This window comes from Bacillus sp. K2I17 (genome assembly GCF_002209985.1).
GTDB lineage: Bacteria > Bacillota > Bacilli > Bacillales > Bacillaceae_G > Bacillus_A > Bacillus_A wiedmannii.
The window spans coordinates 572,403-588,001 of the sequence record NZ_NJGF01000001.1 but is presented as its reverse complement, the minus strand read 5'-3'; the positions used below and the strand labels follow the sequence as shown (position 1 = coordinate 588,001).

Here is a 15,599-nt window from a genome sequence, read left to right as displayed (position 1 = left end):
CACGGGTATAATACTCTCGTCCCTACTGTTCAAACAGTAGAGGCGGGAGTTTTTTTATTTTTATTAAGATTAAAACAATTTGAGGAGGAACTGAATATGTCTATTCAAATCCCACGCGGAACGCAAGATATTCTTCCAGGCACTGTTGAGTTATGGCAGTATATCGAAGGGCAAGCACGCGAAATTTGCCGTCGTTACAACTATAAAGAAATTCGTACACCAATTTTTGAACACACTGAGCTATTTTTACGTGGTGTTGGTGATACGACAGATATCGTACAAAAAGAAATGTACTCATTCCAAGATCGTGGAGAGCGCAGTTTAACATTACGTCCAGAAGGTACTGCACCTGTTGTACGTTCTTACGTTGAAAACAAAATGTTCGGTGATGCAACACAACCAACGAAATTATACTATATTGGTCAAATGTTCCGTTACGAAAGACCACAAGCAGGTCGCTATCGTCAATTCGTACAATTCGGTATTGAAGCAATCGGTAGTAACGATCCTGCGATTGATGCAGAAGTAATTGCACTTGCTGTAGAGTTTTACCGCGGCATGGGCTTAAAAAATATTAAAGTTGTATTAAACAGCTTAGGTGATGCGGCGAGCCGTCAAGCGCACCGTGATGCGTTAATCGCACACTTCGAGCCACGTATCGGTGAGTTCTGTTCTGACTGCCAATCTCGTTTAGAAAAGAATCCTCTTCGTATTTTAGATTGTAAGAAGGACCGTAACCATGAATTAATGGGAACAGCACCATCTATTACAGAATACTTAAACGAAGATTCAGCAGTATACTACGACAAAGTTCAAGAACTATTAACGATGATGGATGTTCCATTTGAAAAAGATCCGAACTTAGTACGTGGTTTAGACTACTACCAACACACTGTTTTTGAAATTATGAGTGAGGCAGAAGGTTTCGGTGCTATCACTACATTAAGCGGTGGTGGACGTTATAACGGGCTTGTACAAGAAATCGGTGGACCAGAAATGCCAGGTATCGGTTTTGCGATGAGTATCGAACGTTTAATTATGGCGCTAAAAGCTGAAAACATCGAATTACCAATTGAACATAGTATTGATTGCTACGTTGTAGCGCTTGGTGAAAAAGCGAAAGACCATGCTGCGAAAGTTGCGTTTGATCTTCGTAAAGCTGGATTATCAGTTGAAAAAGATTATTTAGACCGTAAAATGAAAGCACAATTTAAATCAGCAGATCGTCTAAAGGCGAAATTTGTAGCTGTATTAGGGGAAGATGAGCTAGATAAAGGCATCATTAACTTAAAAGATATGGCAACAGGGGAACAAGAAGAAGTAGCATTAGATGTATTTGCTTCATACGTAGCAGAGAAATTAATATAGGGGGAACTTACAGTGGCTGAAAGAACACATGCATGTGGAAAAGTAACAGTAGAAGCAGTTGGACAAACAGTTCAATTAAAAGGTTGGGTACAAAAACGCCGTGATTTAGGTGGATTAATCTTTATCGACTTACGTGACCGTACAGGTATCGTGCAAGTTGTATTTAACCCAGAAACATCAAAAGAAGCGTTAGAAATAGCAGAAACTATTCGTAGTGAATACGTATTGCACGTAGAAGGTACAGTTGTTGAGCGTGGTGAAGGCGCAATTAATGACAATATGGCAACGGGTCGTATTGAAGTACAAGCAACGAAAGTAAACGTATTAAATGCAGCAAAAACAACGCCAATCATTATTGCTGATGATACAGATGCATCAGAAGATGTGCGTTTAAAATATCGTTATTTAGACTTACGTCGTCCTGCAATGTTTAACACATTCAAAATGCGTCACGACGTAACGAAAACAATTCGTAACTTCTTAGACACAGAAGAGTTCTTAGAAGTGGAAACACCAATTTTAACGAAGAGTACACCAGAAGGAGCTCGTGACTATTTAGTACCAAGTCGTGTACATGATGGTGAATTCTATGCGTTACCACAGTCTCCACAATTATTTAAACAGCTTCTTATGGTCGGCGGATTTGAGCGTTACTATCAAGTAGCACGTTGTTTCCGTGACGAAGATTTACGTGCAGACCGTCAACCAGAATTCACGCAAATCGATATCGAAGCTTCATTCTTAACACAAGATGAAATTTTAGATATGATGGAGCGCATGATGACGAAAGTTATGAAGGATGCAAAAGGTGTAGAAGTGAGTGCACCATTCCCTCGTATGAAATATGCTGATGCAATGGCTCGTTACGGTTCTGATAAGCCAGATACACGCTTTGAAATGGAATTAACAGACCTATCTGAATTTGCAGTAGGTTGTGGTTTTAAAGTATTTACAAGTGCTGTAGAAAGCGGCGGACAAGTAAAAGCAATTAATGCAAAAGGTGCTGCGAGCAAATACTCTCGTAAAGATATCGATGCATTAACTGAATTCGTAAAAGTATACGGTGCAAAAGGTCTAGCTTGGCTTAAAGTGGAAGAGGACGGCTTAAAAGGACCAATCGCGAAATTCTTCGGTGAAGAAGAAGCAAACGCGTTAATGGCTACATTAGAAGCTACTGCTGGCGACTTATTACTATTCGTAGCAGATAAGAAGAGCGTTGTTGCAGATAGCTTAGGTGCACTTCGTTTACGTCTAGGTAAAGAGCTTGAGTTAATTGACGAAAGTAAATTTAACTTCCTATGGGTAACGGATTGGCCGCTTCTTGAGTACGATGAAGATGCAGATCGTTACTTCGCAGCTCACCACCCATTCACAATGCCATTCCGTGAAGATGTTGAGTTATTAGAAACGGCACCAGAAAAAGCACGTGCACAAGCATATGACCTTGTATTAAATGGTTATGAGCTTGGCGGTGGATCACTTCGTATTTACGAGCGTGACGTACAAGAAAAAATGTTCAAAGCACTTGGATTCTCACAAGAAGAAGCACAAGAGCAATTCGGATTCTTATTAGAAGCATTCGAATACGGTACTCCACCACACGGTGGTATCGCATTAGGTTTAGACCGTCTTGTTATGTTACTTGCAGGCCGTACGAACCTTCGTGATACAATTGCATTTCCGAAAACAGCAAGCGCAAGCTGCTTATTAACAGAAGCTCCAAGCCCAGTAGCAGAAGCACAGCTTGAAGAGTTAAACTTAAAATTAAGCTTAAAAGAAGAGAAGTAAGAATAAAGTCTAGATGGTTATACTATAGCCGTCTAGACTTTTTTTGAGAGGTTGTTTAAAAAGTCCGGTTTACACTATGTTTTTATTCTCGAAATATGTATTTTTAGGAATTCTATAACTTTTTCTATACAAATAGTCGGAAAAACGCTAGAATACATGATAGACCATTTTTGTAATAGGAGTGTAGAGCTGAATGTTACATCAATTTTCACGTAATGAATTAGCCTTCGGTAAAGAAGGACTTGAAATATTAAAAAATAGTACAGTCGGTATTTTAGGAATTGGCGGCGTAGGGTCATTTTCGGCAGAGGCGTTAGCACGTTCTGGCGTAGGACGTCTCGTATTAGTCGATAAAGACGTTGTAGATATTACAAACGTAAACCGTCAAATTCACGCGTTAGTATCTACTGTAGGACGTTCAAAAGTAGAATTAATGAAAGAGCGTATCGCAGACATTAATCCAGAGTGTGAAGTAATTGGACTAGAAATGTTTTATACTGATGAAACATATGAAGAGTTCTTCAAACATGGATTGGATTTCGTAGTAGATGCATCTGATACGATTACGTTCAAAATTCATTTAATTAAACAATGCTTACGTCGAAAAATTAAAATTATCTCATGCATGGGTGCAGCAAATAAAATGGACCCAACTCGTTTCCGTATTGCGGACATCTCTAAAACACATACAGATCCAATTGCGAAAGTAATTCGTACGAAGCTTCGTAAAGATGGTATTAAAAAAGGTGTAAAAGTTGTCTTTTCTGACGAAAACCCAATCGTAATTCGTGAAGAAGTACGTAAAGAAATCGTACCAGACGAAAATGCAAAAATTCGTAAAGCGAAATTACCACCTTCATCAAATGCATTCGTACCATCTGTGGCAGGCCTAATTATGGCAAGTCACGTTGTACGTGAACGTATTAAAAACGTTGAAGTGAAGCGTGTAGGACAAGAATAAAAAGAAAGCATATATCCGTCTAGGGTATATGCTTTTTCTATTATGTTTTAAAGAATTGCATATATTTGCAATACTAATAATTCGAATGTAAGTAATCCTAATAAAGAATAATCGTATTTATCCGACTTATAGGCGGAAGTCTTTTTTAAACTCTTAATGGTAAAAAGACCTAATATTAGAACGAGAATACCGAGTGTTATTTTGAAGACTATTAATGAAATAGCAACCATCGCCCTTAAAATATATATGTTTATAATAACATTTTAGTGAAAAATATCCAATCTATACCGAGAGTTTTCTTGTGTGGTAGGGAGGAATATTTCTTGTCGAATCATCGATATATTAAAAAATCGTTGATATATTTTGAGTTACGATAGATATATTTGAAAAATCGTCGGTGTAATTTCATTTACCGACACATACATATATACTCTCCACCAAAGAAACAAACAGGGACATCACTTAGTCAAAAAAGTGACGTCCCTGTTTTTAATTCTCTGCAGAATAAATAATATCTAAATTTCCATTTTGATCTGTTTTGAAAATTGGAGCGATCTGTTCCTCTTGTTCTTCAACCGAAACGAGTTTTCGAGCACGGTCCATAATTCTAACAAGCATTGCATAATCTTCTTCGATTGCTTGTTGTTTTTTTGAGAGTACCGCTAATTTTGCTTCCAGTTCATGATTCGTTTTTTTCAAAGTCGTGAGCTGAGCTTGTAATACTTCATTTTCAGTTTGTAACTTTGCGAGTGAAGGGTTGGTATGCTCTAAGTTTTGCAAAAACGAGATGACATGTTGCATTGTAAGATCCTGTTTGTTTGGCATAATATCTTCTGAAAACTCGGCATCAATTACGAGTTGTTTCGTTTGCGTGAAATGCTCTTTTTCTATTTTAGCTTCAGAGCGTTTTAATTCTTTACGTTGTTTTTTTGCAAGTTGCACCGCATCTTCGTAATTCGGTCTTACTTCAGCATTCCATCTAAATCCGCAAGCTGCGGAAGTGCGGTTCAATGTATCGCCGACTTCATCGAATGCTTTTATTTGTGTGCTACCGCTGCGAATATGTCGTAAAACAGTTTCTGCTAAAAGGAGATCGTCTTCTTTTGTCCATGCATCTTGACGTGTTTTCATAAGCGAAGCCTCCATAATGGTGACGTTTTCGCTTAGGTTACCCTTTATTTTTCGTTTTATTCGAACTTTGTAATCTTTCATATACAGTAGAAAGTGCTTGCTCAAATTTCCCTGTCGTTTTCGGTTTATAATATTGTTTGTTTTTTATTTTATCAGGTAAGTATTGTTGTTGTACCCATCCATTTGGATGGTCGTGTGGATACAAGTATCCAATGCCTCTTCCAAGTGATTCTGCGCCTTTGTAATGACTATCTTTTAAATGACTTGGAATGTCGCCTGTTTGACCGTTACGTAAATCGTGTAATGCAGTATCAAGTGCTTTGTAAGCTGAGTTTGATTTTGGTGATAAGCAAAGCTCGATAACAGCATTTGCAAGTGGTATGCGTGCCTCCGGGAATCCAACTCGTTCCGCTGATTCTATAGCTGCTAGTGTACGCGGTCCGGCTTGTGGGCTAGCAAGTCCGATATCTTCATATGCCATAATAAGAAGACGTCTACCAATGCTTTGTAAATCACCAGCTTCAATAAGACGTGCTAAATAATGAAGTGCTGCATTTACATCACTTCCGCGCACCGATTTTTGAAATGCCGATAATACGTCATAATGAGCATCTCCACCTTTGTCGTGAACGAAGCTCTTTTTTTGCAAGCATTCTTCTGCAATTTCTAGCGTAATTACCGCAGCTTTTTCGTCTGTTGTAAAGCTAGATAAAACAGCTAGTTCAAGTGCATTATAAGCAGAACGCATATCTCCACCAGATGCATTTGCAAAGTGATGTAATGCTTCCGGCGTAACCGTTACATCATATTCCCCAAGACCTTTTTCTTTATCTTCAAGTGCTCGTTTTAAGCCAATTAAAAGATCATCTTCTGTTAATGCGTGTAATTCGAAGATTTGACAACGACTTCGAATAGCAGAATTAATAGCATGGAACGGATTACTCGTTGTTGCACCGATTAAGGTAAGGAGTCCGCTTTCTAAATGAGGTAATAGAAAATCCTGTTTTGCTTTATCTAGACGGTGTACTTCATCTAAAATTAAAACGAGGTGTCGATGCATCTTTGCTTCTTGTACAACAACTTCCATATCTTTTTTATTATGAGTAACAGCGTTTAAAAGGCGAAAAGGGGTTCCAGTACTTCCTGCAATTGCGCTCGCAATGGATGTTTTTCCTGTGCCTGGAGGGCCGTATAAAATCATAGATTGAAAATGATTTGCTTGGACCATTCGCCATAAAATTTTTCCTTCACCAACTAAATGTTGTTGTCCGATAATTTCTTGAATATTTGTAGGGCGCATTCGATGTGCGAGTGGCTGTTTCATTTTTACCGTCTCCCTTAATGTATAATCTCTTTCTATCGTATCATTTTTTTTAGTGGAATTTGAAATAGGATGCTGTTTTGTGGGAAAAATGAATATAAATATTTTCATTTTTCTTTCAATTGTAATAATTTCCGAGTTTTTCAATGTGATTTTATGTTATCATTTTGATACACAAGTTGAAATTTCTTATAATACTATATTATGCTATAATTTCATAGGATTTTAAATTGTGTTCTTTTATAAATAAGATATAACCAATAGAAGTGAAAATTTGAAAAGAGGTGCAAAATAGATGAAGATTTCAACGAAAGGCCGCTACGGCTTAACAATTATGATCGATCTTGCAAAAAAGTTTGGTGAAGGTCCAATTTCCTTAAAATCAATTGCGCAGGCACATGATTTATCGGAACATTACTTAGAGCAATTAATTTCACCACTTCGTAACGCTCGTCTAGTAAAGAGTACGCGCGGGGCATATGGCGGATATGTATTGTCTGATCAGCCAGCTAACATTACAGCTGGGGATGTAATCCGTGTATTAGAGGGTCCGATTAGTGTTGTAGAAATGATAGAAGAAGAGGAACCGGCACAACGCCAATTATGGATGCGTGTTCGTGATGCGGTGCAAGAAGTGTTAGATAGTACAACGTTAGAAGATTTAGTACGTTATGAGGAAGAAAATCACGGGGGCTATATGTTTTACATTTAATTCCTTGTGAAACGATTTGGAAAGAAGGAGATTTAATGGAACGCATTTACTTAGATCATGCTGCGACATCTCCGACTCACCCAGAAGTGGTCGAAAAGATGATTCCATATATGACAGAAACATTCGGGAACCCGTCTAGTATTCACTTTTATGGACGTCAAACGCGCCATGCAGTAGATGAGGCGAGACGCGCGGGAGCGCGTAGCATTCATGCGAATCCGAATGAAATTATATTTACGAGCGGTGGTACAGAAGCTGATAATTTAGCGCTTATAGGTGTAGCACGTGCGAATCGTCATAAAGGTAACCATATTATAACGACGCGAATTGAACATCATGCAATTTTGCATACGTGTGAATTGTTAGAGCGCGAAGGGTTTGAAGTGACATATTTACCTGTTGATGAAACAGGACGCGTTCAAGTTTCTGATATACAAAATGCATTAACAGAAGAGACGATTCTCGTATCCGTTATGTTTGGGAATAATGAAGTCGGGACGATGCAACCAATCGCGGAAATAGGGAAGTTGCTAAAAGAGCATCAAGCTTATTTTCATACAGATGCGGTACAAGCTTACGGATTAGTAGAAATAGATGTGAAAGAGTTCGGCATTGATTTATTATCGATTTCAGCTCATAAAATTAATGGACCAAAAGGTGTAGGGTTCCTATACGCTGGTGCAAATGTGAAATTTGAACCGTTATTAATAGGCGGGGAGCAAGAAAGAAAACGCCGTGCTGGTACTGAAAATGTACCGAGTATCGTTGGTTTGCAACATGCAATTTTGTTAGCTGAAAAAACTCGTGAGCAAAAAAATGCCCAATATGAAGAGTTTAAAGATATAATGGTATCTGTCTTCAAAAATGAAGACATTACTTTCGAGGTAAACGGAAACTTAGAATATCGCTTACCACATGTGCTTAATATCAGTTTTACAGGAATGAACATTGAACCGTTCCTTGTGAACTTAGATATAGCTGGCATTGCAGTGTCAAGTGGCTCGGCGTGTACAGCTGGTTCGATTGATCCATCACATGTATTAGTAGCGATGTTCGGAAAAGACTCCGATCAAATACGTTCATCCGTACGCTTTAGTTTCGGACTTGGAAATACGAAAGAGCAAATTGAGAAAGCGGCGTACGAAACAGTGAAAATCGTGAAGCGATTAACACAAAATTAGCATGGGAGGTGACATGATGAACAAACTACCTCAAGAAACACGCGTTGTCATCGGGATGTCCGGTGGCGTCGATTCATCTGTAGCAGCTCTTTTATTAAAAGAGCAAGGTTATGATGTAATCGGAATTTTTATGAAAAACTGGGATGATACAGATGAGAATGGTGTCTGCACAGCAACAGAAGATTACAATGATGTAATTGAAGTGTGTAACCAAATTGGCATTCCGTATTATGCAGTAAACTTTGAAAAACAATACTGGGATAAAGTATTTACGTACTTCTTAGATGAGTACCGAGCTGGTCGTACACCAAACCCAGATGTAATGTGTAACAAAGAAATTAAATTTAAAGCATTTTTAGAGCATGCGATTGCGCTTGGTGCTGATTATGTAGCGACAGGTCATTATGCACGCGTTGCTTATATGGACGGCGAATATAAAATGCTTCGCGGCGTTGATGATAATAAAGACCAAACGTATTTCTTGAATCAATTAAGCCAAGAGCAATTATCAAAAACAATGTTCCCATTAGGTGAATTAAAGAAACCGCAAATTCGTGAAATGGCGACAGAAGCTGGTTTAGCGACAGCGGCGAAGAAAGATAGTACTGGTATTTGCTTTATCGGTGAGCGTAACTTTAAAGATTTCTTAAGCAACTATTTACCAGCGCAACCAGGTGTGATGCAAACATTATCTGGTGAAGTGAAAGGGAAGCATGACGGTTTAATGTACTATACAATTGGACAACGTCATGGCCTTGGTATTGGTGGTAACGGTGATCCGTGGTTTGCTGTTGGGAAAAACTTGAAAGAAAACATTTTATATGTTGATCAAGGATTCCATAACGAGCTTCTATATGGTGATGAAGTTATTGCTACGAATATCGGCTGGGTAAGTAATGAAGCGAAAGAAAAAGAATTTAAGTGCACAGCGAAATTCCGTTATCGTCAAGAAGACAATAAAGTAACGGTTCAAATCGTTGATGAAAATACAGTTCGTATTCTTTGTGATGAGCCAATTCGTGCAATTACACCAGGACAAGCAGTTGTTTTCTATGATGGAGATGAGTGCTTAGGCGGTGCTACAATTGATGAAGTATATCGTAGTGGTAAGAAATTGGATTATTTAGGATAAAATGAGAAGCCTCTGCCGATTAGCGGTTAGAGGTTTCTTTTACATAAAGCGAATTTTCGTTCGCTTGGAAAATACATTCTTTGTTATAATTTGTTGTAGAGGTGAAGGACATGTCAAACAAACTTGAAACAGGTATTCAATATATGCAAGAAGGAAACTGGGAAGAAGCTGCTAAAAATTTCACAGAAGCAATCGAAGAAAATCCGAAAGATGCGCTTGGATACATTAATTTTGCGAACTTATTAGATGTACTAGGTGATAGTGAAAGAGCAATTTTATTTTATAAACGTGCATTAGAATTAGATGATAAATCTGCGGCTGCTTATTATGGATTAGGAAATGTATATTACGGTCAAGAGCAATTTGCAGAGGCAAAGGCTGTATTTGAACAAGCGATGCAAGCGGGATTACAATCAGCTGATGTAACATTTATGTTAGGTATTACACATGTGCAGCTTGGAAATGATCGTCTTGCACTTCCATTTTTACAAAGAGCAACAGAATTAGATGAAAACGATGTAGAGGCTGTGTTCCAGTGCGGACTTTGCTTTGCACGTTTAGAACATATTCAAGAGGCGAAACCTTATTTTGAAAAGGTATTAGAAATGGATGAAGAGCATGCAGATGCGTATTATAATTTAGGTGTTGCGTACGTATTTGAAGAAAATAACGAGAAGGCTCTTACTTTATTTAAGAAAGCAACTGAAATTCAGCCAGATCACTTTTTAGCTGGTAATGGTGTTCGTTTATTGGAGCAAGAAGCTGAATAAGATGAAAATATAGTTTAATGGGTAGTTATCCCTCATCTAAATAGGTGGGGGATGTACTGCTCATTAAAGTGAAACGAACCGGAAAGGAGAGGAAAGATGGGAAATCAACATGCAATGGATTTGTTTGAGGAAGATAAAAAGTTTATAAAAGCGCAAGTTCTTCACACCATTTTCCACAACGAAGAAAACCTCTATTCCGTTGTCAGTATGAAAGTCATTGAGACGAATGAAACGTACGACGAAAAAAAAGTGATGATAAACGGTCATTTTCCCCGCATGCATGAAGATGAAGTGTTTACATTGACAGGGCATTTTAAAGACCATCCGAAGTATGGGAAACAATATTTAGTTGAAACATTTAAGAAAGAATTGCCGCAAACAAAAGCTGGTATGGTGCAATATTTAGCGAGTGATTTATTTAAAGGGATAGGAAAGCGTACAGCTGAAAAAATTGTGGATCATCTTGGGGAACATGCCATCTCTAAAATTATGGATGATCCGGATGCGTTAAATGGTGTTGTCAATAAGCAAAAAGCTCAAGAAATATATGAGACAATTGTTGAACATCAAGGACTAGAGAAAGTAATGAGTTTTTTAAATGGTTACGGTTTTGGAACGAAGCTTTCTATTAAGATTTACCAGCAATATAAAGAGATGACATTAGAAGTGATTCGTAATAATCCGTATAAGCTTATTGAAGAAGTGGACGGGATTGGATTTGGAAGAGCGGATGATATAGGACGTGCGTTAGGTATATCGGGTAATCATGATGACCGTGTACGTGCGGGTTGTTTTTATACGTTAGAGAATGTTTCTTTGCAACTTGGTCATGTTTATATGGGAAAAAATCAACTTGTAAGAGAAACGATGTCACTTTTAAATAATCAAGAAGGAAGAGTGACCGAGGAAGACATTGTAGCTTGCGTTGAAATGATGCAAAGTGAAGGGAAAGTTATCATAGAAGAAGAACGAGTGTATTTAGCATCGTTATTCTACTCAGAAAAAGGTGTTGTAAAGTCTATTCGCAGGCTTATGAATCAGGAGGAAACACCCTCATTTCCTGAAGCAGAAGTGTTAAAGACGTTAGGTCAAATTGAAGAACAACTGAATGTACAGTATGCACCGTTTCAACAAGAAGCGATTCAAACGGCACTTCATAAACCGATGATGTTATTGACAGGTGGACCAGGAACAGGGAAAACAACAGTTATTAAAGGAATTGTTGAAATGTATGCGTCACTTCACGGGCTATCGTTAAATCCGAGTGAATACAGTGACGATAATCCATTTCCGATATTATTAACGGCCCCAACAGGAAGAGCAGCGAAGCGAATGAGTGAATCAACGGGGCTTCCAGCTTGTACAATTCACCGTTTACTTGGCTGGACCCCAGAAGGGTCTTTCCAGCGTAATGAAACGGATCCGGTACAAGGGAAATTGCTTATTATTGATGAATTTTCAATGGTTGATATTTGGCTTGCAAATCAGCTGTTTAAATCATTGCCGACTAACATTCAAGTTATCGTTGTAGGTGATGAAGATCAATTACCATCTGTAGGACCTGGACAAGTGTTGAAAGATTTATTGAATGCAGGTGCAGTTCCAACAGTGAAGCTTACTGAAATTTATCGTCAAGCGGAAGGCTCATCTGTTATTCAACTCGCCCATGCGATAAAAAATGGAACGCTTCCACCAGATTTAGCGCAAAATCAAAAAGATCGTTCATTTATCGGCTGTACAGGAGCTCAAATTGTTGAGGTTGTTAAGAAGGTTTGTGAAAATGCTAAGACAAAAGGGTTTAGCGCAAGAGATGTACAAGTACTGGCCCCGATGTATCGTGGCCCTGCCGGTATTAATGTACTAAACGAAGCGTTGCAAGAAGTGTTTAATCCGAAAAGGGAAAAGAGTAAAGAAATTGCTTACGGTGATGTTGTATACCGAAGAGGCGATAAAGTACTGCAACTCGTTAATCAACCGGAGAGCCAAGTGTTTAATGGTGATATCGGAGAAATTGTTTCGGTGTTTTATGCGAAAGAGAACGTTGAACAACAAGATATGATTATCGTTTCATTTGATGGAATTGAGGTAACGTATACAAAGCCAGACTTAAATCAAATTACACATGCCTATTGCTGTTCGATTCATAAATCGCAAGGTAGTGAGTTTCCGATTGTGATTATGCCGATAGTGAAAAGTTACAATCGTATGTTACGTCGTAATTTAATTTACACTGGTATTACAAGAAGTAAAAAGTTCCTCATTATTTGCGGGGAGGAAGCAGCTTTCCAATCTGGTGTAAATCGCCTTGATGATGCAATGCGTCAAACGACTTTAGCGAATCGTTTGCAAGAATCACAAGGAGAAGTACAGATGGTAACAGTTAATGGCGAAGAAATGGACGTGGAAAACATTTCACCGTATGATTTCATGTAACAAGGTGAAATTATATAGTGAAACTTTCAAACGTATAACGTTGAAAGGCTCCAGCAATGTATAAATGAATGCGGTTTGGACATAATGGCGAATAGAATCTGGGAGACTGTAAGGAGATGAAAGCCATATGTTCATTTGTCCAAATTGCAAAGGGAAAGACATTGGAAAAATAGGTGTCAACCAATTTTATTGCTGGAATTGTTATATCGAATTATCGGTTTCAAAAGGGAAAATCCATACGCATCAAGTAGAGGAAGATGGTTCATTAAGCTCTCTTGATGATTTATTTGATGAGAACGAAAGAACGATCGGATAACGAAAAGGGGGATTTACTTTGAATCTACGCAATTCATTAATCGCATTAGGTGTTGGAGCGGCAGCATATCAATATGCTCGCAAGCAAGATGTATTTTCAAAACGCAATATGAAAAAAGCACGTAAGATGATTAAATCTTATTTATAAGCGCAAAAAACTCCCTTCATGATAAGGGAGTTTTTTTATGCACTTGTATGTAAATATAAAAGTCCAATTTCAGAGAAGAGATACGATAGGCCGTAACATCCAACGCCAAGCATTCCGTAATGAAATAACTGCTTCGCCCTTTCTTTTCGCGAGGAACGAATAAAGAAACCTTTCCAAATCCCAAACCCGATACAAACCCATTCAAGAATCATAAAAAGTGCTGATAATACGAGCATAAATAAAACCATTATTAGCCCTCCTGATTATATTGTTTCATGCTGCATTCTCAGGGGTGGTTGTCCTTGTTATGTTATGTATATGTATGTCTTTACAAAACAGTATGGTCTGCACGAAAAGATTTTAAAACTTTTGCACATAACCTACCCTGTTTATTTTCAAAATAAAGGTGGAGGAGGTTTTTCGTGTGAAGAATCTTAAAATCATTTGGATATATCGTTTAGGGTTATTGTTACTTGTATTTCTTTGTTTACTTGTCTTTTTAAAAATTAAGCCGCTATGGGCACCGATTATTTTTGTATTTAAAGTGGCAATTACACCGTTTCTTATTGCATGCTTTATTGCGTATTTATTGCATCCTTTAATTGAAAAAATTCATAAAGAGGGGATGCCACGTACACTTGCTATCTTGCTTATTTACATCCTTTTCTTTGGCGGAATTGGTTATGGGATTTATAAAGGAACGCCAGTTGTTATTAAACAGTTACAAGAGATTAATGAACAATTTCCGCAGTTTACAAAAATGTATGATTCTTGGATGGATGGCGTCACAGAACAAACAGCAAATTTCCCATCATTTATTCATGAAAAGGTGAAACAAATTTTTGTTGGTGTAGAAACGAAGATACAATCACTTTTAAATAAAGTGATGAGTACGGCTCGTGGCGTACTGGATTCGTTGCTTATTATTTTCTTAATACCGTTCATTGTATTTTACATATTAAAAGATTACGGTGAATTTTATCACATCTTTTGGAAACTAGTCCCAAGTAAGTGGCGTAGTACAGGGCAAATGCTGGCGAAAGAAATTGATAAGTCACTCGGAAGTTATATTCGAGGACAGTTATTTGTTTGCTTAGTATTAGGGGGAGTATCTGTTCTTTCCTTTTGGTTTATCGGTATGAAATATCCACTATTACTCGGCATTATTATTGGGGTAACGGATATAATCCCGTACTTCGGTCCTATTTTAGGGGCGATACCGACATTGATGATTGCGGCAACGGTATCAACGAGTTTACTCATTAAGGCGGGAATTACGATTGCTATTTTGCAGTTTTTGGAAAGTAACATTTTATCACCTTACATCGTTGGTAAGTCACTTCGTATGCATCCTGTTATTATTATGCTTGCATTACTAGTTGGAGGAGAGATAGCTGGGATTGTAGGATTACTAATATCAGTTCCAATTTTAGCGGTTATTCGTACAGTGATTGTTCATGTAAGACCTCTTTGGAAAAAAGAAGATGTGTAATATGAAAGCCCTCTACTTATAAAAGTAGAGGGCTTTCATTATTTAGAGAGTTGCTCGTGTATTTGTTGAACGAGAGAGCTTACATCATTTGTTTGAATATGCTTTATTTTTTTCCATTCATTATCGTACATAAATATAATTTGATTGCTGAAAAGCCGCTTTTGCTCTTTTAGATTAGAAATGTTTGCAAAAGAGTACTCTTCAAATATTGGGTTCTTACTTACATCTGGTCCATAAAAGAAGAGCCGTTTGTTCGTTAAAATTAACAGTCCTGGTCTTGCAACGGAACGATAAATAAATATATCTAATGAACATGCAGTGTAAAATAATATCGTTTCGTCAGTCGTTAATATGTTTTTAGCCTTGTTCAATAAAGTTGTCATTTTGCTCACTCCTTTATTATTGATAATTTAATTATAAAAAAAAAATAATATTCTGAAAAAAATATAGAGGTAGTACAATTTATTAATAAATGCATAATATATTGAAAGGCTGTTAAGAATGAATAGTAGAATAACTATGGTTAATGCAATATAAATGATTATCTACATTGACAAACTTAAGAGAATTCTATTATATTTAGTCATATAATACATTAAATCAATGACGGAAAAAGTACGTTACAGTCCATTTATAGAGAGAAGCTTCCATATGGCTGAAAGAAGCTTTAAATGAAGGGTAACAGAAAGCTAATCCTGAGAGCAGCTAATCACTGCCGTCTTGCCACGTTACGGCACCATGAGGTGATGAATTGATTGTTATAATAATCAATTCATAATTAGGGTGGTATCGCGAGTTAACTCTCGTCCCTTTTATAGGGGCGGGAGTTTTTTATATTTAAGGAGGA

Annotated in this window: 15 protein-coding genes and 2 other annotated features (1 of these 17 only partly in view); of the genes, 11 read left to right on the top strand and 4 right to left on the bottom strand. The window is 37.6% G+C overall.

Going from position 1 to position 15,599, the window contains the following annotated elements; genetic code table 11:
* Nucleotides 1-27 (top strand) — a binding site (T-box leader); it begins 204 nt to the left of the window's first position.
* 69 nt (nt 28-96) lie between these two features.
* The 3 genes from hisS (at nt 97) to CER22_RS03330 (ending at nt 4,117) form a co-directional block, all read left to right on the top strand.
* Nucleotides 97-1,368 carry a histidine--tRNA ligase gene (hisS, locus tag CER22_RS03340; protein ID WP_033656406.1) on the top strand — a complete coding sequence of 424 codons (1,272 nt, stop codon included), beginning with the start codon at nt 97-99 and terminating at the stop codon, nt 1,366-1,368.
* A gap of 12 nt (nt 1,369-1,380) precedes the next feature.
* The gene (gene aspS, locus CER22_RS03335; RefSeq protein WP_046958824.1) at nt 1,381-3,156 is read left to right on the top strand and encodes an aspartate--tRNA ligase; all 1,776 of its coding nucleotides are present in this window, start codon (nt 1,381-1,383) and stop codon (nt 3,154-3,156) included.
* A gap of 193 nt (nt 3,157-3,349) precedes the next feature.
* A complete protein-coding gene (locus CER22_RS03330; protein ID WP_000903181.1) occupies nt 3,350-4,117 on the top strand; it encodes a tRNA threonylcarbamoyladenosine dehydratase in 768 nt (255 codons plus the stop codon).
* A gap of 489 nt (nt 4,118-4,606) precedes the next feature.
* On the opposite strand, the gene CER22_RS03320 is transcribed toward CER22_RS03330, so the two are convergent.
* Together CER22_RS03320 and CER22_RS03315 are read right to left on the bottom strand one after the other, a co-directional pair.
* On the bottom strand, nt 4,607-5,248 hold the full coding sequence (locus CER22_RS03320) for an RsfA family transcriptional regulator (protein ID WP_048541421.1): 642 nt from the start codon (nt 5,246-5,248) through the stop codon (nt 4,607-4,609).
* A gap of 37 nt (nt 5,249-5,285) precedes the next feature.
* The gene (locus tag CER22_RS03315; protein ID WP_000812941.1) at nt 5,286-6,572 is read right to left on the bottom strand and encodes a replication-associated recombination protein A; all 1,287 of its coding nucleotides are present in this window, start codon (nt 6,570-6,572) and stop codon (nt 5,286-5,288) included.
* A 292-nt stretch (nt 6,573-6,864) separates the two neighbouring features.
* Between CER22_RS03315 and cymR the strand changes: the two genes are divergently transcribed.
* From cymR to CER22_RS03280, 7 genes are all read left to right on the top strand, one after another.
* Entirely contained in the window at nt 6,865-7,281 is a 417-nt protein-coding gene (cymR, locus tag CER22_RS03310) for a cysteine metabolism transcriptional regulator CymR (protein ID WP_000704116.1), read from the top strand.
* Nucleotides 7,282-7,316: 35 nt separating this feature from the next.
* Nucleotides 7,317-8,462 carry a cysteine desulfurase family protein gene (locus tag CER22_RS03305; RefSeq protein ID WP_000439914.1) on the top strand — a complete coding sequence of 382 codons (1,146 nt, stop codon included), beginning with the start codon at nt 7,317-7,319 and terminating at the stop codon, nt 8,460-8,462.
* Between the two features lie 16 nt (nt 8,463-8,478).
* Nucleotides 8,479-9,594 (top strand): tRNA 2-thiouridine(34) synthase MnmA, encoded by a 1,116-nt coding sequence (mnmA, locus tag CER22_RS03300; RefSeq protein WP_001038022.1) that lies wholly within the window; start codon nt 8,479-8,481, stop codon nt 9,592-9,594.
* Nucleotides 9,595-9,704: 110 nt separating this feature from the next.
* Nucleotides 9,705-10,364 (top strand): tetratricopeptide repeat protein, encoded by a 660-nt coding sequence (locus CER22_RS03295; protein WP_000066396.1) that lies wholly within the window; start codon nt 9,705-9,707, stop codon nt 10,362-10,364.
* 96 nt (nt 10,365-10,460) lie between these two features.
* The gene (gene recD2 / locus CER22_RS03290) at nt 10,461-12,797 is read left to right on the top strand and encodes an SF1B family DNA helicase RecD2 (protein WP_088608173.1); all 2,337 of its coding nucleotides are present in this window, start codon (nt 10,461-10,463) and stop codon (nt 12,795-12,797) included.
* A 127-nt stretch (nt 12,798-12,924) separates the two neighbouring features.
* On the top strand, nt 12,925-13,113 hold the full coding sequence (locus CER22_RS03285; RefSeq protein WP_000469281.1) for a hypothetical protein: 189 nt from the start codon (nt 12,925-12,927) through the stop codon (nt 13,111-13,113).
* Nucleotides 13,114-13,131: 18 nt separating this feature from the next.
* Nucleotides 13,132-13,260, top strand: a complete 129-nt coding sequence (locus CER22_RS03280; RefSeq protein WP_001053553.1) for a YrzQ family protein — start codon at nt 13,132-13,134, stop codon at nt 13,258-13,260.
* 35 nt (nt 13,261-13,295) lie between these two features.
* Here CER22_RS03280 and CER22_RS03275 read toward each other — a convergent pair whose 3' ends face one another.
* Nucleotides 13,296-13,508, bottom strand: a complete 213-nt coding sequence (locus CER22_RS03275) for a hypothetical protein (RefSeq protein ID WP_000242555.1) — start codon at nt 13,506-13,508, stop codon at nt 13,296-13,298.
* Between the two features lie 176 nt (nt 13,509-13,684).
* Between CER22_RS03275 and CER22_RS03270 the strand changes: the two genes are divergently transcribed.
* A complete protein-coding gene (locus CER22_RS03270; protein WP_048541428.1) occupies nt 13,685-14,752 on the top strand; it encodes an AI-2E family transporter in 1,068 nt (355 codons plus the stop codon).
* A gap of 38 nt (nt 14,753-14,790) precedes the next feature.
* On the opposite strand, the gene CER22_RS03265 is transcribed toward CER22_RS03270, so the two are convergent.
* Complete coding sequence (locus CER22_RS03265; RefSeq protein WP_060488234.1) at nt 14,791-15,135, bottom strand: PH domain-containing protein; 345 nt, start codon at nt 15,133-15,135, stop codon at nt 14,791-14,793.
* A 211-nt stretch (nt 15,136-15,346) separates the two neighbouring features.
* Nucleotides 15,347-15,566 (top strand) — a binding site (T-box leader).
* The last annotated feature ends 33 nt before the right edge of the window (nt 15,567-15,599 follow it).